Source organism: Bacillus sp. FSL R5-0523, from assembly GCF_037975295.1.
GTDB classification, from domain to species: Bacteria; Bacillota; Bacilli; order Bacillales; family Bacillaceae; genus Bacillus; species Bacillus subtilis.
On record NZ_CP150251.1, the window covers coordinates 3,447,963 to 3,467,018 of the forward strand.

General features: G+C 43.1%; 17 protein-coding genes. 3 read left to right on the plus strand and 14 right to left on the minus strand.

Annotated features, from left to right (window positions below; genetic code table 11):
• Positions 1-429: 429 nt before the first annotated feature.
• The 3 genes from NYE53_RS17685 (at position 430) to NYE53_RS17695 (ending at position 4,935) form a co-directional block, all read left to right on the plus strand.
• Positions 430-2,925: a PEP/pyruvate-binding domain-containing protein gene (locus tag NYE53_RS17685; RefSeq protein WP_339245980.1), complete on the plus strand. Its 2,496-nt coding sequence runs from the start codon at positions 430-432 to the stop codon at positions 2,923-2,925.
• A gap of 75 nt (positions 2,926-3,000) precedes the next feature.
• A complete protein-coding gene (locus tag NYE53_RS17690; protein WP_339245982.1) occupies positions 3,001-3,570 on the plus strand; it encodes a TetR/AcrR family transcriptional regulator in 570 nt (189 codons plus the stop codon).
• 30 nt (positions 3,571-3,600) lie between these two features.
• Complete coding sequence (locus NYE53_RS17695; protein ID WP_134991776.1) at positions 3,601-4,935, plus strand: MFS transporter; 1,335 nt, start codon at positions 3,601-3,603, stop codon at positions 4,933-4,935.
• 47 nt (positions 4,936-4,982) lie between these two features.
• Here NYE53_RS17695 and minJ read toward each other — a convergent pair whose 3' ends face one another.
• The 14 genes from minJ to NYE53_RS17765 form a co-directional block, all read right to left on the minus strand.
• On the minus strand, positions 4,983-6,176 hold the full coding sequence (minJ, locus tag NYE53_RS17700; protein ID WP_339245986.1) for a cell division topological determinant MinJ: 1,194 nt from the start codon (positions 6,174-6,176) through the stop codon (positions 4,983-4,985).
• 78 nt (positions 6,177-6,254) lie between these two features.
• Positions 6,255-6,608 carry a swarming motility protein SwrAA gene (gene swrA, locus NYE53_RS17705; protein ID WP_015251121.1) on the minus strand — a complete coding sequence of 118 codons (354 nt, stop codon included), beginning with the start codon at positions 6,606-6,608 and terminating at the stop codon, positions 6,255-6,257.
• A 383-nt stretch (positions 6,609-6,991) separates the two neighbouring features.
• Positions 6,992-8,434: a carboxy-terminal processing protease CtpB gene (ctpB, locus tag NYE53_RS17710; protein ID WP_339245989.1), complete on the minus strand. Its 1,443-nt coding sequence runs from the start codon at positions 8,432-8,434 to the stop codon at positions 6,992-6,994.
• Positions 8,435-8,573: 139 nt separating this feature from the next.
• Positions 8,574-9,464, minus strand: coding sequence for a permease-like cell division protein FtsX (ftsX, locus tag NYE53_RS17715; RefSeq protein WP_015251119.1), 891 nt, complete (start codon positions 9,462-9,464; stop codon positions 8,574-8,576).
• Positions 9,457-10,143 (minus strand): cell division ATP-binding protein FtsE, encoded by a 687-nt coding sequence (ftsE, locus tag NYE53_RS17720; RefSeq protein WP_003228039.1) that lies wholly within the window; start codon positions 10,141-10,143, stop codon positions 9,457-9,459. The genes ftsX and ftsE overlap by 8 nt, the downstream gene beginning before the upstream one ends.
• A 233-nt stretch (positions 10,144-10,376) precedes the next feature.
• The gene (gene cccB, locus NYE53_RS17725) at positions 10,377-10,715 is read right to left on the minus strand and encodes a cytochrome c551 (RefSeq protein WP_339245991.1); all 339 of its coding nucleotides are present in this window, start codon (positions 10,713-10,715) and stop codon (positions 10,377-10,379) included.
• 48 nt (positions 10,716-10,763) lie between these two features.
• Positions 10,764-11,609 (minus strand): YitT family protein, encoded by an 846-nt coding sequence (locus tag NYE53_RS17730; RefSeq protein WP_015483762.1) that lies wholly within the window; start codon positions 11,607-11,609, stop codon positions 10,764-10,766.
• A 166-nt stretch (positions 11,610-11,775) separates the two neighbouring features.
• Positions 11,776-12,877 (minus strand): peptide chain release factor 2 gene (gene prfB, locus NYE53_RS17735; protein ID WP_010886623.1). Its coding sequence is split into 2 segments (ribosomal slippage): positions 11,776-12,804 and positions 12,806-12,877, totalling 1,101 coding nucleotides; the frame shifts between segments, so codons are not numbered across the junction.
• Positions 12,878-12,946: 69 nt separating this feature from the next.
• The gene (secA, locus tag NYE53_RS17740) at positions 12,947-15,472 is read right to left on the minus strand and encodes a preprotein translocase subunit SecA (protein ID WP_024571530.1); all 2,526 of its coding nucleotides are present in this window, start codon (positions 15,470-15,472) and stop codon (positions 12,947-12,949) included.
• Positions 15,473-15,639: 167 nt separating this feature from the next.
• The gene (hpf, locus tag NYE53_RS17745) at positions 15,640-16,209 is read right to left on the minus strand and encodes a ribosome hibernation promotion factor (RefSeq protein ID WP_003228031.1); all 570 of its coding nucleotides are present in this window, start codon (positions 16,207-16,209) and stop codon (positions 15,640-15,642) included.
• Between the two features lie 190 nt (positions 16,210-16,399).
• Positions 16,400-16,777, minus strand: a complete 378-nt coding sequence (locus NYE53_RS17750) for a hypothetical protein (RefSeq protein WP_024571529.1) — start codon at positions 16,775-16,777, stop codon at positions 16,400-16,402.
• A 9-nt stretch (positions 16,778-16,786) separates the two neighbouring features.
• Positions 16,787-17,128: a flagella biosynthesis regulatory protein FliT gene (gene fliT, locus NYE53_RS17755; RefSeq protein ID WP_014481040.1), complete on the minus strand. Its 342-nt coding sequence runs from the start codon at positions 17,126-17,128 to the stop codon at positions 16,787-16,789.
• Positions 17,125-17,526: a flagellar export chaperone FliS gene (fliS, locus tag NYE53_RS17760; protein ID WP_014481041.1), complete on the minus strand. Its 402-nt coding sequence runs from the start codon at positions 17,524-17,526 to the stop codon at positions 17,125-17,127. Before fliS ends, fliT begins: the two co-directional genes overlap by 4 nt.
• A gap of 21 nt (positions 17,527-17,547) precedes the next feature.
• On the minus strand, positions 17,548-19,044 hold the full coding sequence (locus tag NYE53_RS17765) for a flagellar hook-associated protein 2 (protein WP_339245994.1): 1,497 nt from the start codon (positions 19,042-19,044) through the stop codon (positions 17,548-17,550).
• Between the last annotated feature and the right edge of the window lie 12 nt (positions 19,045-19,056).

Below are 19,056 nucleotides of genomic sequence, written 5' to 3' on the forward strand. Positions count from 1 at the left end.
GATTCTTCATCTGATCTGATTATAGTAAAAAATGAAGAATCGGACAATCGTGCATTCGCTCCCTCTACTACACCATACCCCTTTTCAGCCAAAATCAATCACCATATTTGCATTTTGGTGCCGGTCAAAACTTATTCCATGGTGCCGCTGTTCTAATCAGCGGCACTTTTTTTATTACATCATCAAGTCCGCCGCCAGATTCCGAGAATAAGAGAAAATAGGCATACAGTACCAGTACGGCCGCATTTTTCAGGATAATATAACCAACTTAACTATTCATTTTATTTAGGACTTTCTGCGTTTGACAGCATTTTCCTGAAAACCTACAATTGAATGATAGTGTTTACTATCATTTTTTTAAACACAGGCTCCGCAATAAAAAGACTAGAGAGAAAAACAAAATGAATGAAGAAAAGAGGGGTTTCAAATATGTATTCTGTTTTATTTCGCCAGGCAGAAGAGTCCAGCCAGCTGGCTGGAGCAAAAGGAATGAATTTGATTAAATTGACCAAACACGGTCTTCCTGTTCCGGACGGGTTTATTATTCAAACGAATGCGCTCGCACGTTTTATGGAGGACAACCAGCTTCAAGAGACTAGTGAAAACGTCGAAAGCGGGATCATTTCCGGAACATTTTCGGTTGAGCTGAAAGATGAGCTGACTAGTTCCTTTTATCAGCTTAGAGAATCATATCGATCCGTAGCCGTGCGTTCTTCGTCTGCCTCGGAAGATTTAGAAGGCGCCTCATTCGCGGGTCAATACGAAACCTACTTAAATATCAAAACAGAGGAAGAGTTTCTGGCTAAAGTGAAAGAATGCTGGGCCTCATTTTTTTCTGGGCGGGTCAGCAGCTATAAGAAAAAAATGAACAATCAAATCGCAGAGCCGTTAATGGGAATAGTCGTTCAGGGGCTGATCGATTCAGAAATGTCAGGTGTTATCTTCAGCCGCAACCCTGTTACCCATGATGATAGAGAGCTTTTAATCAGCGCCAGCTACGGGTTGGGTGAAGCTGTTGTTTCAGGAAGTGTTACCCCAGACACGTTCATTGTTAATAAATCTTCGTTTGAGATTCAGAAAGAAATAGGTGCAAAGGAAATCTACATGGAGTCTGCGGCAGAAGGAATTGCTGAAAAAGAAACGAATGAAGACATGCGCAGCCGTTTTTGCCTTACAGATGAACAAGTGATTGAATTGGCTGAAATCACAAAAAAAACCGAAGACCTGTACGGATATCCTGTCGATATAGAATTTGGAATTGCTGATCATCAAATATACCTTCTGCAAGCTCGCCCGATTACAACCATTGATCAGGACAAAAAGGCGGCAGAAGAAAAACGCAGCTTCATGATTACCGACACTGATATGAATGATTTCTGGCTTAACATGGAGTCTAATATTGAAGGCCCGGTGAGTCCGTTATTTTCATCCTTCATCGTGCCGGCATTGGAATATGGCTTGAAGAAGAGCATGCAAAAGTTTCCGATTGGTGTAGTTGTTGATGAAGTAAAACTTTATCGCGGACATATTTATTCCAAAAACCAAGGCGGACAGCAGTCTCCTTCTGAAGACTGCGGCAAAGAGCTTTTCCCGATTTTATCGGAGCATATGTATGACATCATCAATCACACATACCTCCCTTTTTACCGGACACTGGACCAGCTCGCACAAACTGAGCATACCGCAGAAAGCGCACTGGATGCTTTTCAAAAACTAAAGGCCTTTTATCTCACGGCTTATGAAGAGCACTTCAATATCGTTTTCCCGCAAATCCTTTTAACAAACAAACTGCAAGCGATGTATCAGGACATTCAAGGAGAGTCCGAAAACGCTCATTTTTACGAGATGCTGACAGGAAAAATGAACAAATCACTGGAAACGGACCGTTGCTTATGGCTATTTTCTGTGGAAGTTCAGGAGAACCCGAACCTTCTGACCATTTTTGAAAACAACAAGCCTGAACAGCTCCAGGAGAAATTGGAACAAACAGATGAGGGGAGACACTTCCTGAAGAACGTTCATGAATTCTTGCAAGAATACGGATGGAGATCTGTTAAAAGTCATGATCTGATTGAACAAATCTGGGTGGAAAATCCGTATTTCGCTCTGGCCAATATTCAAAATTATGTCCGTAATGGCTATCATTTTGACAATGAATTTCAGAAAACGAAAGAAAAACGAGAGAAATTATACAATGAATTCTTGGAAAACATAGAAGATCCCGGTTTGCGCACCGAATTTGACCGCTATTATCAATGGACACTGAACGCTGCAAATATAAAAGATGATCACCACTTTTATATTGACGCCATGCTGGATGCCAAGGCGAGAATCTTTCTGCTGAAGATAGGTGAATTGCTGGCGGAAAACGGTGTCATTCAAGATCGTGAGGACCTTTGGTTCTTATATGACGACGAAGTGGAACAAGCACTTCTTCGCCCTGTATCCCTGCAAGAAAAGGCTGAAAAACGCAGACAGATTTTTCATGAGTATGAGCTGGCCCAAGCCCCGGCCTACCTCGGCACCCCGACAAAAGAACAGCTCAAAGCAGCTGAAGAAATTGTCGGCGCTGTGATAGAGGATGAAAAAAACACAGAGAATCATATTTTTGGCATTGCGGCATCAAGCGGCATTGCGACAGGTCCGGTGAAAATCATTCGGGACGCCAATGAATTTTCTCAATTCGCGCCTGGGGACGTACTCGTTTGCAAGATGACCACACCGCTATGGACCAGCCTGTTTCAAGACGCCAAAGCGATTATTACAGACACAGGCGGCATTTTGTCTCACGCTGCGATTATTGCCCGTGAATACGGCATTCCAGCCGTTCTCGGCACACGCACGGCAACCGAAAGACTGCGAGACGGTGACATCATCACTGTTGACGGAAGCAGCGGCAAAATCACAGTTGTCAGCCGGTCCTGATGCGTCCCCCTCTTTCTTATACAAGCGGGGCGGGTGTATACTTGTCCTGCCAGTATACTCGTGAGGTGAAACGTATTGAGACCGACAAACAAGAGAATCCTTGACGCTGCCATGCAGCTGCTCGTCAAAAAAGGATATCGCGCAACAACTACAAAAGAAATTGCAGAAAAAGCAAATGTAAGTGAAGCGACGATTTTCAGGAACTTTAAAAACAAACAAGGACTAGTTGAGGCTTTGCTTTCTCAGCATTCTTCAAACAGAGGCAGCATTTTGGAACAAACAGAAGGGGATTTGTACAAAGACCTGCTTCATATCGGAACCTGTCTCTTGGAGGAACTCGAACATAGAAAAGATATCATTAAAATCAGCTTTCGTGAACCGGCCATGTTTCAGGATGTCATTAACCACGTCACTGACTATCCCCAATCTATGAAACAGCTATTGGTTGATTATCTCAAAACAATGGGTGAGAAAGGGGTTATTCAGACAGGAAATGAAGCGGAGCATGCCGACGTGTTCATGTCGATTATCTTCGGTTATTTCATTCACCGTCTCCACTTAGGAGACCGGGTCATATCAATGCCCCAGGAAAAAATGCTGGAGCACAGCACAGCTCTATTTGTCAAAGGAATTTCTGCTGATTAACTCCTTGGCATAATAAAAAGGAGGATCCCAATGAGCTCAAGAAAAGAATGGGCGCTGATCGTCTCGCTATTATTGGGGGCCATTCTGGCTCCCATTAATTCAACGATGATCGCGGTCGCGCTCTCATCTATTTCCCATACGTATAACGAGTCCATCGCAAGCATCACTTGGGTGGTTACCGTTTATTTAATCGTGATGGCAGTCACACAGCCGATTGCAGGAAAGCTCGGTGACATGTACGGCAATAAAACAATGTACTTATGGGGAGTCGGCCTTTTTCTAATCGCATCTCTAGGCTGCGCCCTTTCACCGAGTCTGCTCCTGTTAATTGTCTTTCGGGCATTGCAGGCTGTCGGCGGGGCATTGCTTACGCCAAACAGCATTGCCATTATCCGGCATGTTGTTTCTGAAAAACGCCTACCGAAAGTGTTTGGATTTTTCGGACTGGGCGCGGGACTTGGTGCAGCACTCGGGCCTTTTATCGGCTCTATACTGATTGACAGCTTCAGCTGGCATTCGATTTTTTGGGTCAACATCCCGTTCCTCGCTATTGCTTTATTTACGGCATTAACGATGTTTCCTCAATATAAAGAAAATAAATCTGACGCGCCGCTGGATATCATCGGCTCTCTCTTGCTTGCAGGCAGCATCGTTTCCATTATCCTGCTGACGAAAAATGAGGCTCCATGGGGATATGCGGTATACAGTGTATTGATACTTCTTTTTGTTCCGCTTTTTTTCAGAAGAGAAAAACGTACCAAGCACCCTATCATTGACTTTGCACTGTTTAAAAGCTCAACCTTTACAAATGCGAATCTATCAGTCTTATTAAGCAATTTGATGATGTATGCCGTCTTATTGATTATGCCGTTATTTATGACGAACCAATTTGGGCTTAATACGTCTAACAGCGGGATGGCGCTTTCTGTATTTTCGATCTTCATGTCAGCCAGCAACTGGGTGGGCGCGCAGCTCCATCACAAATGGGGAGCAAAAAAAATCATTTTTCTTTCATTTGCCATGATGGCTGGTGCGAATCTATTATTTTTGCTGTTAAGCAGCTCGCATTCTGTCTTGTTCCTCATGCTCTCTCTTATCCTTGGCGGGCTCGCTTCCGGAGTCGGTCTGACCAGCATGCAGGTTTCATCCCTAGCCACAGTAGACCCCGGTATGTCAGGAGTGGCATCCGGGATTTTCTCGACCTTCCGTTATTTCGGAAGCATCATTTCATCAGCCTTAATTGGCCTGATTTCGGGATATCACACCCTATTTATGATTCTCTTTGCTGTATCCATCATCGGCGTTTTTGTTTCATTGGGCATCAAATCTGATGAAACGGCACGGATAGAAAAAAACTCAGCGTAACACAAAACAGCCCGGCATCGCATCTTCCTGCGGTGCCGGGCTGCCTTTTATGATCCAGAAGCGACTGCTTCGTCTTCACGGTCATCCTTTACGAAGAGGATGCCCAATTCATGATGTTCTCCTTCATAAGAAGCTCGCTGGTCAAAACGAATTTCTCCATTCAAACCGATAATTTCAAGCTTCACATATGCACGATTATGCTGAAGCGCTTCATAGAAATCAGAAACGTTCTTAACCGGTATGCCATTGACTTTCGTTATGATTTCCCCGATTTTCAATTCCAGATCCTCAGCCGGCGTATTGGGGATAATCCCAAGCACCATTAAGCCCTGATCCCTTTTCGAGAAATAAAACGGAGCCGCGTTATCATTCACTCTTTGCTTTATAGACAGAAAAATGCGCCCTAACAAAGCAGTACAGACCGCTGCCCCCGCAAGCGGCGTCCACAGTAAGCTCGCTGCACCGAGAACTGCGACGGCAAGACCGAGAATACAAACGCGTTTCGCTGTGATCCTTATACTCGTTTCAGGTAGCGATCCCTGTACCCTTTGTCCAAATCCGACAAAGTAAGGAATCCATAGAAAATGGAATGAGCCGCCGGGAACAGTAAACACGGGCCACCAGCTAAGGTGCGATTCTAAACCATTACCGGGCACGAGAAGGAACAGCGGCAAAAGCCAAACCCGGTTTGCCAGCTGCTGTCCGATCGGCAAACCGCGGCTGCTTACGACAAGTGCCGGTGATGTTCTCACATGCGCAGAACGATAAGCAACCGCTCCTTCAGTGATAATCAACAAACCTAGAAACACAGCCACAGCCGGCCAAACAACTGCAAATCCTTGCGGAAATCTCTCCAGAAAGGGCTCCGCCTGATATATTTGCAGTCCAAAACCTATCAGCATACTCACACTGACGATATATGCAGCAGACATCCAGTTTGCGCGAAGAGTGAACGCTGCCGCTGCAGTGATAACGGCAATAATCGCAAGTAAACCGAGAGGAATCGATATTCCGAGTCCACCTAAAATAACTGACAAAAGAAGACCTGGAATCAGTCCCTTTGTATATGTAAATTTCAGATCATCATAAATATCTGCTATTCTTGTATGAAAGGTTTTTCGTTCCCGTTTGATTCTTACATAGCCGAAAGACAGAGTTATGATGATAAAAAACCAGAAAAGCGGGTGTAAGAAGAACAAACCCGCGCTTTTTAACAGTTCAATTCCCCATTGAACAGACACTATCTCTCACCGCCTCAAGCCAAACATGTTACTCATATTCTATCAAATATTAAATGGCTTGGATATCCTCAGGAGAGTTTATCTCTCTTGCGTCATCCACAGCGTGACATTCGATAGTGAAAAATCCTTTAAATAGTGGTTTACATCCACATCCAATAACCCGCTGATTAGATGCATCGACCTTTTTATATCTGTCAGATTAATTCCTAATCGCTTATGGTTTTTCATTAAGTAGTTAAAATAATGTTTGGCGCATTCCTCATTAATGTCATTTACTGATTCGACATTGGTGTAATTGACCAAATATCTGCTGAACAGCATAAGAAGACTTAGTGCTTTTGTAGCTGAAAATGTTACGTCTTGTGTTCTGTCTTTTAATTGTTCCACTAATTCATAATATTTTTTTTCACGCACAATACTTGCCCTCTTCAATTGTGAACCCCCATTTTCTTTATACAGATAAGCACGGGCCAGTATAAGCAGCAGTACTGGAGTGCTAACAAGCATTCTCGCTAACGTTACTCTTTAAATACCTGTCGTTCAGCTGCCATTAACCTGATTACTGTTCTTTTTAGAACCTTCTTATATTGTATGAAGTAAACAAAGACTAGGCAACTTGCAAAAGTTTCATTTTAAATGCATATTAACTCGTTAGAAAGTCTCTCTCATATATTGATATCGGGTAATAACAGTCCTTTATAAATGTTTATTTGTGAAAATTTTTTTAATTTCTTGTCAAAAACTCGTTTTTTATGTGACTTATGATCCATAATCTCTTTAAGCACAAAGAAACAGGAGATGGGATACCATCTCCTTTAATTGACAAATAATGATTTCAATGCTGTTTGAAGCTGCAAATCATTTTTTTCATCTGATTTTTTCTTTTCTATCTGCTGATTTAATGTCTCTGCAGTGCGAGTGTCGATCACACCGGTTTTATTCAGCTTGTTTTGATCCTGAAAAGCCATAACCGCTTTTTTCATGTCTTTGCTGAAATAGCCATCCTCACGTCCCGGATCAAAGCTGAGACCTTTTAACAATACCTGCGCATGCTTGACGTCTTCATTGTTCATGTCCACTTTAAGCGGCTCTTTCAGCTGTAAAGGCCCGGCGGAAAAATAATCGGGCTGCTTAATCGCAATGGTCGGTTCAATTCCTTTCTTATGAATCCAGTTTCCATTTGGCGTCAGCCACTTGTAAAGCGTTAATTTGATGTTGCTGCCGTCCCCCATTGGCACAGCCTGTTGAACCGTTCCCTTTCCAAAAGACGTATCGCCTACAACATCATAATGGCCAGCTTCCTTTAATGCGCCGGCAAGAATTTCTGATGCAGAGGCACTTCCTTTATCCGTAATCACATTGACAGGGTACGCTTTTTTATGGGCCAATGTTGAAAAATAACGTTTTTTATCCCCATTGCGTTCAGCAATCTGAATATACGGCTGATCCTTTGTAACGAAATGCTTAAGAATTTCTTCCACACTTTGAAGATATCCGCCCGGGTTGCCGCGTACATCAATGACAAGTCCTTCTATTTCTTTTTTCTCAAGCTCCCTCAGCGCTTTTGCAAAATCCTCTGCGGTGTGCTCAGAAAAAGTAGAGATGGCAATATATCCGACAGAATGCCCCTGTACTTTTTTCTCTGATGCAAAAACCGTTTCGAGCGGAATCTCAGCTCTCTTGATCCGGAATGACAGCTGCTTCTTCGTTCCAGGCCGCTGAATCTTCATTGAAACGCTGGACCCTTTTTTTCCTCTTATTTTTAACACAGCGTGGTTTAAATCCTTGCCGGCCATCGATTCTCCATTGATGCTGATAATTTCATCATTAGGCTTCAACCCGGCTTTTTCCGCTGGCGATTTCTTGAATGGGGAAACAATAATAATTTTGCCGTCTTCCATGCCAACCTCAGCCCCGATGCCTTCAAATGAGGAATCAAGAGAATCAGAAAATTGCTTAGCTGTCTGCTTGTCCATGTAAACAGAATAAGGATCATTTAGCGTAGACAGCATTCCCTGGATGGCTCCCTCGAGCAGCTTTTCTCTATCTACTTTTTCTACGTACTCATTCGAAATTAACTCATACGCTTTTTCGATTTTGTCCATAGCTTTATCCCGTTCAGAGTCAGCTTGTGCCGTCGCGGGAACTGCTGCAGTCTGGGGCTTATCCATCTCAAGCAGGTTGATTCCCGCATATACACCAGCGCCTCCGAACAGCATGCTCCCTGCTGCTATCACAGCCATTATTTTTTGATTCATCCTTTACTCCTCCTGTATGCCAGACTGTCTTTACCAAAACCTAGAGATAGTATATGTAAAGGATGGAGATTTCATGTAATCATAGAAGAAAAAGAAGGCAAATGAAAAGCCGTCCCGAAAGCGGAACGGCTTTTTCACTTTATACTCGCAAAAACTTGCGGATGGAAGTCAGACTTCCCCATACTCCAATTACTGCGCCGATTGCAATCAGCACTAGCGAAACTTGGAATACAAATGGATTATAAGGAAGAAGAGAGACAAATGATCCTTGAACCTTTGGAACGACCCATCCGATGACGTATTGGTAAGTGCTCAGCACCAGTGCAATCGGAATCACAGAACCGAATACGCCTAGCAGCAATCCTTCAAGGAAAAACGGCCAGCGAATAAACCAGTTTGTCGCGCCGACAAGCTTCATGATTTCAATTTCTTTTCTTCTTGCGAAAATTGTAATTTTAATGGTGTTGGAAATTAAGAACATCGCCGTAAATACCAGGCCGATAATTAACGCGATTCCAATGTTGCGGGAAACGCCGACCACTTTAAACAAACGGCTGACCTCTTCTTTTCCATAAGTGACTTTATAAACATGATCCATTTTTTCGATCTTTTTCGCCACGTTCGGCGTATCATGCGGATCTGTCGTTTTGACGACAAACGCATCATTAAGCGGGTTTTCCTGATCCTTCATTGTCAGGGATTTTCCGCTGTCACCAAAACTGTCAACCAGCTGGTCAAGCTCTTTTTCTTTAGATGAAAAAGTGACACTCTGTATGCCCTTCAGTTCCTTAATATCGTTCTGAAGCTTGTCCTGTGCCTTCTGATCTGCAGTCAGATCAACCAGCACTTTGATTTCAACTTGTTTTTCAGCATTCGTGGCCATGTTATTCAAATTCAGCATAATCACTAAAAACACGCCGACTAAAATCAGCGTAACGGTTACAGCACTAATGGATGCAAATGTCATCCATGTGTTTCTCCCGAGAGATTTAAAACTCTCACGCAAGTGGCGCCCGAGAATTTTAATCATATGAACCATACTCCCCTCTTGACTCATCACGCACAATGATACCATCTTCGATTGCAATGACACGTTTCTTCATGGTGTTTACGATTTCTTTATTATGTGTCGCCATCACGACTGTTGTCCCGCGGTTGTTAATTTCCTCCAGCGTCTTCATGACTTCCCAAGACGTATCCGGATCAAGGTTTCCTGTCGGTTCATCAGCAATGACAACATCAGGGTTGTTCACAATTGATCTTGCAATAGATACACGCTGCTGCTCCCCGCCTGAAAGCTGGTCAGGAAATTGTCGCGCTTTATGCTTCAGCTGCACGAGATCAAGCACTTCAAGCACCCGTTTCTTAATGACAGACGGCTGTTCTCCAATCACTTCAAGGGCAAATGCCACATTTTCAAAAACAGTAAGTTTCGGAAGAAGCTTGAAATCCTGAAAGACAACGCCTATTTTGCGGCGCACGAAAGGAATCTCTTTTTCTTTAATTGTCGCGAGATCTTTATGATTGATTAAAATTTGCCCTTTTGTCGGTTTTTCTTCTCTGTAAATCATTTTAATAAAAGTAGATTTACCCGCTCCGCTCGGACCAACAACATACACAAACTCGCCGGGATGAATGGTAACAGAAATCCCATTGAGCGCTTTTACGCCGTTCGGATAGGCTTTATATACTTCCTTCATCTCTATCATGAAATCACCTAATCTTTTATATCATTTTATCTATCACACGGTCATACTCTTCGAATGCATTCGACAATTTATGACCCATTCATTTGTAAAAAGATGAAAAATCTGAAAGTTCCCTTTTTCAATACACTTCATTATACGTCAAATTTAGACATAATACTATTACAGTTTCTTTTCATTCATATTGTCAAGGCATAAAAACATCCTTACCGGCACTCGGCAAGGATGTTTTTATCTTACTTTTTTTCTGACAGCCATTTGGCAATAACAGCGGCTTCGTTATCCTCTACAAGCCCCTTTGGCATATTGCCGCGGCCGTTTTTAATAATGCTTTCAATTTTGTGTTCATCGTATTTGCCTCCGACCTCTTGGAGATTAGGCCCTGACACACCTTCTAAATCCTTGCCGTGGCAGCCTACGCAGCTTTGCTGATATAATTCTTCCCCTTCAGATGCAGTGGCTTCCGTCTTGTTGCCAGTGTCTGTCTTCTCTTCTTTTGCATCGTTTGATCCGCAGGCAGCCAACAGAACAGAAAGCGCAAATCCAACCATTAGTATTAATAACTTTGATTTCATGTTGAGAAGCACAACTCCTTTACGATCTCTTCCATATTATAACCTCGTTTAAGCGCGTTTGAAACCCTCGCCCAGCACCTCGCTCGCGTCTGCTACAATCACAAAAGCAGACTCATCAATCTGTTTGACGATTTGTTTCAATTTGGTGAATTCAGTTTGCCCAACCACGCACATTAAAATCGGACGGTCATCGTCAGTATATCCGCCGACTGCAGAAATTTTTGTCACGCCTCTGTCAATCTTCTGTAAGACAGCCTCCTTGACAGCCTGCTCCTGCTTTGTAATGATGAGTGCCATTTTTGAACGATTAAAGCCGACTTGCACAACATCAATGGTTTTGCTGGACACATAGACGCCAAGCATGGCATATAAGCCTTGCTCAATATTAAATACGATCATAGCCGTAACAACAATCATTCCGTCAATGATGGCGAGGCACTTCCCCAATGACAGACCGGAGTACTTATGAATGATCTGTGCAGCCAAGGCTGTACCTCCCGTCGACCCTTTCCCTAAGTACACAATACCAATTCCGATACCTATCCCGACACCGCCAAAAATCGCCGCCAAGAGTTCATGATGAGTGGCGGGCTGAATATCCCTTGTCAGAAACACCACTAGCGGCAAAAACACAGAACCTGCAAGCGTCTTTAGCCCAAATTTCCCGCCGAGCAAAATGACGCCAGCAATAAATAAAGGGATATTAATAATCCACTGTACATACGCTGCTTCAAAACCATATGATTGTAAAATCGTACTGATCCCGCTGACACCGCCGGCGGCAATCTTGTTGGGAAGCAAAAATACATTAAAGGACACGGCCGTAATCGCTGCTCCTAACAATATGTATACATAATCCCGCAAAATCCACAATGTTTTATTCCGTACGTCCATCGTATATCCTCCGTTTCTTCCAATGCTCTCCGATAGCATTTTAATCCTTCCCTGATTAGATGTAAATAACACCCAAATACAGTGGTAATATGCTAAAGCAGCAGTGAAATCAAGGATATAAGGAATTAAAAAAACACACCCGTATGCATCAGGTGTGTTTTTCAGCTTATGAAAGCTTAGAACGCAGGTAGGCATCAATAAACGTATCAATGTCACCATCCATTACAGCTTGAACGTTCCCCATTTCTGTATTGGTCCGATGATCTTTTACCATGGAATACGGATGGAATACATAAGAACGGATTTGGCTGCCCCAGCCGATTTCTTTTTGTTCACCGCGAATTTCATCCAGCTCTGCCTGCTGCTCTTCAATTCTGCGCTGATACAGCTTGGCCTTCAGCATTTTCATGGCTCTTTCACGGTTTTTAATTTGTGAGCGCTCCGTTTGGCATGTCACAACTACGTTCGTCGGCAAGTGAGTAATCCGAACAGCTGAATCCGTCGTATTGACGTGCTGTCCGCCCGCGCCGCTTGCACGGTACGTGTCAACTTTAATATCCTCCGTACGAATATCAATATCAATTTCATCGTTAAATTCAGGCATGACTTCACATGAAACGAAAGATGTGTGGCGGCGGCCTGATGAGTCAAATGGTGAGATCCGCACAAGACGATGGACACCTTTTTCTGCTTTGAGATACCCGTAAGCGTTGTGTCCTTTGATGAGCAATGTCACTGACTTGATTCCAGCCTCGTCACCTGGAAGGTAATCGAGTGTTTCTACTTTAAAGCCGCGGCGCTCTCCCCATCTTGTATACATTCTAAGAAGCATAGAGCCCCAGTCCTGTGACTCTGTACCGCCAGCACCAGGGTGCAGTTCTAAAATCGCGTTATTTTTATCATACGGCTCGCTGAGAAGAAGCTGAAGCTCAAACTCATTGAACTCTTTTGTTAATGATTTTAGTTCTTTTTCAAGCTCAAGCTGGAGATCAGTGTCCGGCTCTTCTTTCAAAAGATCATGAGTCATTTGTAATTCTTCGTGGGATTCATTCAATTTTTTATACGAATTGACATAATCCTTTAAACCGTTTGCTTCATTTATAACCGTTTGAGCTTTTTGCTGATCATTCCAGAATTCCGGATCAGCCATTTGTTCATCTAGCTCAGCAATGCGGGCCTCCTTTGATTCGAGGTCAAAGAGACCCCCTAAAGTCCGCTAAACGAGAAGCCATATTTTCGAGCTCTGCTCTGATTTCTGATAATTCCATTTCATTCACCTCATTAAAAGATCCGCAGGCGCCTGCAGGCGCCGCGGTCAGTAAACTTGCCGGGGCGAACTATTCAGTACGGCCGCAGCAATTTTTATATTTTTTCCCGCTTCCGCAGTGGCATGGGGCATTTCGGCCGATATCAACCACTTTGCGAACCGGTGCTTTCTTTGCTTTTTTGTTATCGTCGCCTTCTTGCGGCTGGTGAGCTGTTGTTTGGCCTTGTACAACCTCTTCACGCTCCAGATTGTTTTCAATCTCAGCTTTCATCACAAATTTTGCGACTTCGTCCTCAATTGATTCAATCATATGCTCAAACATCGCAAAACCTTCCATTTGATACTCACGAAGCGGGTTCGTCTGCGCGTAAGCACGAAGGTGAATCCCTTGGCGGAGCTGATCCATCGCATCAATATGATCCATCCATTTAGAATCAACGGCACGAAGAACGATAACTTTTTCGAATTCGCGCATTTGCTCTTTGCCGAATTGCTCTTCCTTCTCATTATATTTTGTGATGATGCGATCCATAATGAGCTCAAGCATTTCATCCGGTTCTTTGCCGAAGATATCGCTCTTCTCAAGTGCACCTTCATCAAGATAAGTTGTGTTGATAAGATCAACTAGACCGTCAAGCTTCCACTCCTCAGGAAGCTCTTCTCTTGGCGTATAGGCTGCAATTGCGCGTTCGAGAGAAGACTTGATCATATTTTCAACGATTTCACGCAGGTTTTCAGAGTCAATGACTTCAAAGCGCTGCTTATAAATGACCTCACGCTGCTGGCGGAGAACATCATCATATTGCAGAAGCTGTTTACGCGAATCGAAGTTATTGCCTTCGACGCGTTTTTGAGACGATTCAACCGCGCGAGATACCATTTTGCTTTGGATTGGAGTAGAGTCGTCCATGCCGAAGCGGTCAAGCATCGCCATTGTCCGCTCAGCTCCGAATCTGCGCATCAATTCATCTTCCATAGAAAGATAAAATTGAGTAATCCCCGGGTCTCCCTGACGTCCGGAACGACCTCGAAGCTGATTGTCAATCCGGCGTGATTCATGTCGTTCTGTTCCGACTACAGCGAGCCCGCCAAGCTCTTTTACACCTTCGCCAAGCTTAATGTCCGTTCCGCGCCCCGCCATGTTAGTCGCAATCGTAACTGCGCCTTTTTGGCCGGCCTCTTCAATGATCTGCGCTTCACGTTCATGGTTTTTGGCATTTAACACTTGATGCGGAATTCCTTTGTTTTTAAGCAGCTTAGAAATCAATTCAGATGTTTCAACGGCAACCGTACCGACTAGAACAGGCTGTCCCGTCATGTAACGCTGTGCGACATCCTCCGCAACTGCCTTAAACTTTCCTTCCATCGTGCGGTAAATTAAATCCGGGCGGTCATCACGGACAACAGGCCTGTTGGTAGGGATCGTGACAACCTGCATGTTGTAGATGTTGCGGAATTCTTCTTCCTCTGTCTTAGCTGTACCCGTCATACCGGCAAGTTTTTCGTACATTCGGAAGTAGTTTTGGAACGTAATCGTCGCCAAGGTCATGCTTTCGTTTTGAATCTCAAGCCCTTCCTTTGCTTCAATCGCTTGGTGAAGCCCCTCACTGTAGCGGCGGCCTTTCATCAGACGTCCCGTGAAGGAATCAACAATAACAACCTGTCCGTCTTCCACTACATAGTCAACGTCCTTTTGCATCGCAACGTGAGCTTTTAAGGCCTGGTTGATATGGTGGTTGAGCGCGACATGCTTCACATCAAAGAGGTTATCGATGCCGAACGCTTTTTCCGCCTTCGTCATTCCTTCTTCAGTAAGCTGTACAGCTTTTGTTTTGATATCGTACGTGTAATCCTTCTCCGCTTTTAACGTACGGACAAAAGCATTTGCCTGTACGTACAGCTTAGTGGATTTTGCAGCTTGTCCAGAAATGATAAGCGGTGTTCTCGCTTCATCAATTAAAATAGAGTCAACTTCATCAATTACCGCAAAATGAAGCGGGCGCTGAACCATCTGCTCTTTATAAAGAACCATATTGTCACGCAAATAGTCGAAGCCAAGCTCATTGTTTGTGGAGTAAGTAATATCAGCGGCATAAGCTTCCCGTTTTTCGTCTTTTGACATTGAGTTTAAATTCAAGCCGACAGTCAAACCGAGAAACTCAAAAATTTTCCCCATTTGCTCAGCGTCACGGCTTGCCAAGTATTCGTTGACAGTCACGATGTGTACACCTTTACCTGTTAACGCATTTAAATAAACAGGCAGAGTAGACGTTAATGTTTTCCCTTCCCCTGTTTTCATTTCCGCGATATTTCCGTCATGAAGCGCCACGCCCCCCATGAGCTGGACTTTAAACGGAAACATGCCTGTTACGCGGCGTGAAGCTTCTCGAACAACAGCGAAAGCTTCAACAAGAAGATCATCCGTTGTCGCCCCTTTTTCAAGGCGCTCTTTAAATTCAATTGTTTTATGTTTCAACGCGTCGTCAGAGAGATTTTCATAGTCTCCGCGAATCGCATCAATATCGTTAGCAATTTTTTCGTATCTATTCAGCGTACGTTTTGTTGGATCAAACATTTTATTTAAAATTCCAAGCATTTATAACGCTCCTCTATCATCACATGCCTATTTTAAAGGCATGTATAAATAATTTACTAGTCCATGTATACCTCTCATTATCATATCATACCTTTTGTTATTTCCAAAGAATTTGCAAATAAGAAAAACAAAAACCTTCCGCGGACATCACGGAAGGCTTCTCTTCATTATTCAGTCGGTTCAATTAAGCCATATTTCCCGTCATTTCTGCGGTACACGACATTTGTAAGGTTTGTTTCCGCATTTGTGAAAACAAAGAAATTATGGCCAAGCATATTCATTTGCAAGATCGCTTCTTCACTATCCATCGGCTTTAAATTAAAGCGTTTCTGACGGACAATGTCCAAGCTCTCCTCCTCTTCTATGTCATCCTGAACCGCAATATCTGTATCAGAGCCAAGGCCGTTTGCCAATAAATATTTTGGAGAGCCCTGCTCACGGAATTTACGGTTTACTTTCGTTTTATGCTTACGGATTTGACGTTCCAGTTTGTTTGTTGCGAGATCAATTGCGTTGTACATATCCTCGTTATGCACCTCGGACCGAAGCGCCAGATCTGTCATCGGAATCGTAACCTCAACCTTAGACTCCTTGTCATTGTAAAACTTCAAGTTGACGTTCACATCGGCATCCACACTATGGTCAAAATAGCGCTCCAGCTTGCCGATCTTCCTCTCGACATGATCCTTTAACGCGGGTGTCACTTCAATATTTTCTCCTCTGATGTTATAGTTCATCAAAGAACGCCTCCCTTTTATTAAGGATATGTATCTATTTCTCTTTTACCCTTTACAATTCCTGCTGAAACATAAATCTTTTGTGAAAATTCAGTGAACTTTGTCGAATTTTGTTTGTATTTGCTCTGTTATTGGCGGTTCGGAGGTATATGTATATGCTGATTGAACGAAACAAATACCTCGCACACGCCTAATTGATTAAAAAGGGTTCCATACATTGATGAATAGACAGCATCCATTTTCTATAATGAATCAGAAAATGTTCCTTTAAATACTCACTGAACTCATGAGAGGGAAAAGAGAAAGAGACCAATTGATCAAACTCCGCAAAAATTTGGTCAAATGCTTTCACACAAATTTCAGCACACCGTGAATCCATAATGAAGAGAAGTGTTGAATGTGTTGAATCCAAATAAAAAAAGGCTTGGATCAGATCTTGGTAGATCCGATCCCCTTCTGTTTTTGATAAATTCTCTTCAGCCTCTATCAAATAACACAACCCTTCTTCAATGGTAAAAAGAAGATGATAATAAGCTGATAAAAGCGTATAATCTTCAATGCTCTTCAAGGCACTCACCTATTTACGCTTGTCATAATATGTGCCGTCAATCGTAATGTTGTTATAAGGATTTAAATACGTGGTATGCATCACACGTTTTCTTTTCATCTGCTGAAGTTCTGCTGCGATTGACTGCTTCAGTCGTTCCATTTCCTTCACAATAAGCTGATCCCATGTCAGCACAAGCTTCATCTGCTTTCGCTCTTCTTCTGAAAGCGGCAGAGATATCTCCTGAATCAGTTCAGACCGTTTAGCCACAAAGTCTTCAATTTGTTTTAAAAGCTCATCGCTTTCCGGCGTATTTTGTATGTGTGACAGCATACTCTTCGTCTCAGTGTATAGTTGATCTATGTTATTCATGCGATCCCGCCTGATCCGTGCCGGTCCTTCCGCTCACTTTGAATGGCCTGTTTCCAAGCATCGCGAAAATCTGTTACATAGCCTTCAACCTCAGCCAGCATGCCCGTATCATTTTTGATATTTGCCTGTACCAATCTTCGATACATATAATCGTACATCGCACCCATGGAAGCGGAAAGCTCTATGTTACGGTTAAGTGTAAAATTTAATTCCTGAATAATATTTTGCGCTTTAATCAGATTCTCATTTTTACGTTCCATATCATCATTCTCGATGGCCTGAGAGGCAAGTCTTATAAATTTCAAACAGCCATTATACAGCATAAGCGTCAGTTCACCGGGTGTAGCCGTATTCACTGAATTTTGCTGATAGGCTGTATAAGGATTTTGGATCGCCATGTGTCATCCTCCAAATTACATTTATTGTACAAGAAGCTGTGATAAATAGGACGCTTGTTCGTTCATTTTTTGAATCGCAGAATCCATTGCACTGAATTTTGTATAATAGCGGTTTTCTATTGTGGTCAACCGGTCCTGCATTTTGGTAATATCTGTGCTGATCGTGTTTAAATTTTTACCGATTGAATAATCATTGGTTCCCATTGTCGAGTTGCCGGCTTTTGCTTCAATGCTCTTCACCGTACTTTTTAGGGTGTCACCGATGCGTTTCATAATCCCTTTATCACTATAGGCGCTGCTGTTCGTTCCGCTTGTAAATAAGGCGGCAACGCTTTGCGGATCTTCTTGTATTTTGGCTTTCAGTTTGTCTTCATTAATCTCTAAATGACCCCGCATTTGGTAAGCACTTGAGGTTGTTATGCCGAATTCTGTCAATTGATAGGTTTTCCCATCCGCATTCACTTGAGTATAAAAGTCAGTCCGCATTTGGTTCGTGCCGGTGCTGATGCTGGAATCATTTCTAAGCAATCCGCTTTTCGCCTTCTCCTCCCAGAGCTCTACCTCTTTATCGGACATGGCTTCTTTTTGTTCACTTGTCAACGGAGTATAGTCTCGGTATTTTTCTTCTTTCAGCTTTTCATTCAGGCTGTCAACCATTTCATTGTATTTATCTACAAACTCTTTGATTTGGTTATAAATCCCGTCAACATCAGTAGAAACAGATGTGGTAACAGGGCCTGTGGCTGCAGTTGTATTTTTAATCGAGTAAGTAACACCATTCACCGTGAAATTGTTTGTCAGCTTCTCCATTTCAAAGCCGTTAATTGTGACTTTGGCATTTGTGCCTTCTTTGTAAGCAGTGAGCTTATTATCAGCATCCAAAGAAAAACCAAGCTGACCGGACATAAAGTCAGCTGTAGCAGCGTCTGCTGCCTGTATACTGCCCCCTGCACCTGTTGCCTTAGAAGAAAACGCAATTGTTTCTACGTACTCTGTACCATTCCAAATTTTATCTTTAAAAGCTGACACTCCTAGATCTGAGCTGTTAAGTTTAGAAATCACATTATCAATCGTATCGGCGCTCGTCACACTAATGTTCACTGTTTTTGCCGTTGTTTCGCCAGGCGCAACAACGTTAAATGCCAAATTGTAATCGCCTTGAGTGTATCCCGTATAATTGTTTGCCTTATATGTTGCTGCGGTTGCCAAGCTCGCCACTTCAACAGTAGAAGAAGAGTTTGGTGCACTTGCGCTTCCTGTAGCAGTTAACACAGACTCATTAGAGCTTGTCACAGTTTTGCTCTGATACGTGCTAGGATATGTCAACGTATTTTTAGACATATAATCTTGCAATTCTTTTATTTTTGTATTGACTTCACGATAGCTGTCACGCTGCCATTCAAGAGTCTGCTTTTTTTGCTTCAGCTTATCAAGCGGCGCTCTTTCTGTCTGCATCAGCTTTGATACAATATCATCTATATCCATTCCTGACGCCAGCCCTGTTATTCTTGTGACCATCTCAAACCACTC

What these genes read in the sequence shown, in the direction of transcription:
- NYE53_RS17685 (WP_339245980.1), top strand. Translation starts at nt 430, where the DNA reads ATGTATTCTGTTTTATTTCGCCAGGCAGAAGAGTCCAGCCAGCTGGCT.
- NYE53_RS17695 (WP_134991776.1), top strand. Translation starts at nt 3,601, where the DNA reads ATGAGCTCAAGAAAAGAATGGGCGCTGATCGTCTCGCTATTATTGGGG.
- ctpB (WP_339245989.1), bottom strand. Translation starts at nt 8,434, where the DNA reads ATGAATCAAAAAATAATGGCTGTGATAGCAGCAGGGAGCATGCTGTTC.
- ftsX (WP_015251119.1), bottom strand. Translation starts at nt 9,464, where the DNA reads ATGATTAAAATTCTCGGGCGCCACTTGCGTGAGAGTTTTAAATCTCTC.
- ftsE (WP_003228039.1), bottom strand. Translation starts at nt 10,143, where the DNA reads ATGATAGAGATGAAGGAAGTATATAAAGCCTATCCGAACGGCGTAAAA.
- cccB (WP_339245991.1), bottom strand. Translation starts at nt 10,715, where the DNA reads ATGAAATCAAAGTTATTAATACTAATGGTTGGATTTGCGCTTTCTGTT.
- NYE53_RS17730 (WP_015483762.1), bottom strand. Translation starts at nt 11,609, where the DNA reads ATGGACGTACGGAATAAAACATTGTGGATTTTGCGGGATTATGTATAC.
- secA (WP_024571530.1), bottom strand. Translation starts at nt 15,472, where the DNA reads ATGCTTGGAATTTTAAATAAAATGTTTGATCCAACAAAACGTACGCTG.
- hpf (WP_003228031.1), bottom strand. Translation starts at nt 16,209, where the DNA reads ATGAACTATAACATCAGAGGAGAAAATATTGAAGTGACACCCGCGTTA.
- fliT (WP_014481040.1), bottom strand. Translation starts at nt 17,128, where the DNA reads ATGAATAACATAGATCAACTATACACTGAGACGAAGAGTATGCTGTCA.
- fliS (WP_014481041.1), bottom strand. Translation starts at nt 17,526, where the DNA reads ATGGCGATCCAAAATCCTTATACAGCCTATCAGCAAAATTCAGTGAAT.
- NYE53_RS17765 (WP_339245994.1), bottom strand. Translation starts at nt 19,044, where the DNA reads ATGGTCACAAGAATAACAGGGCTGGCGTCAGGAATGGATATAGATGAT.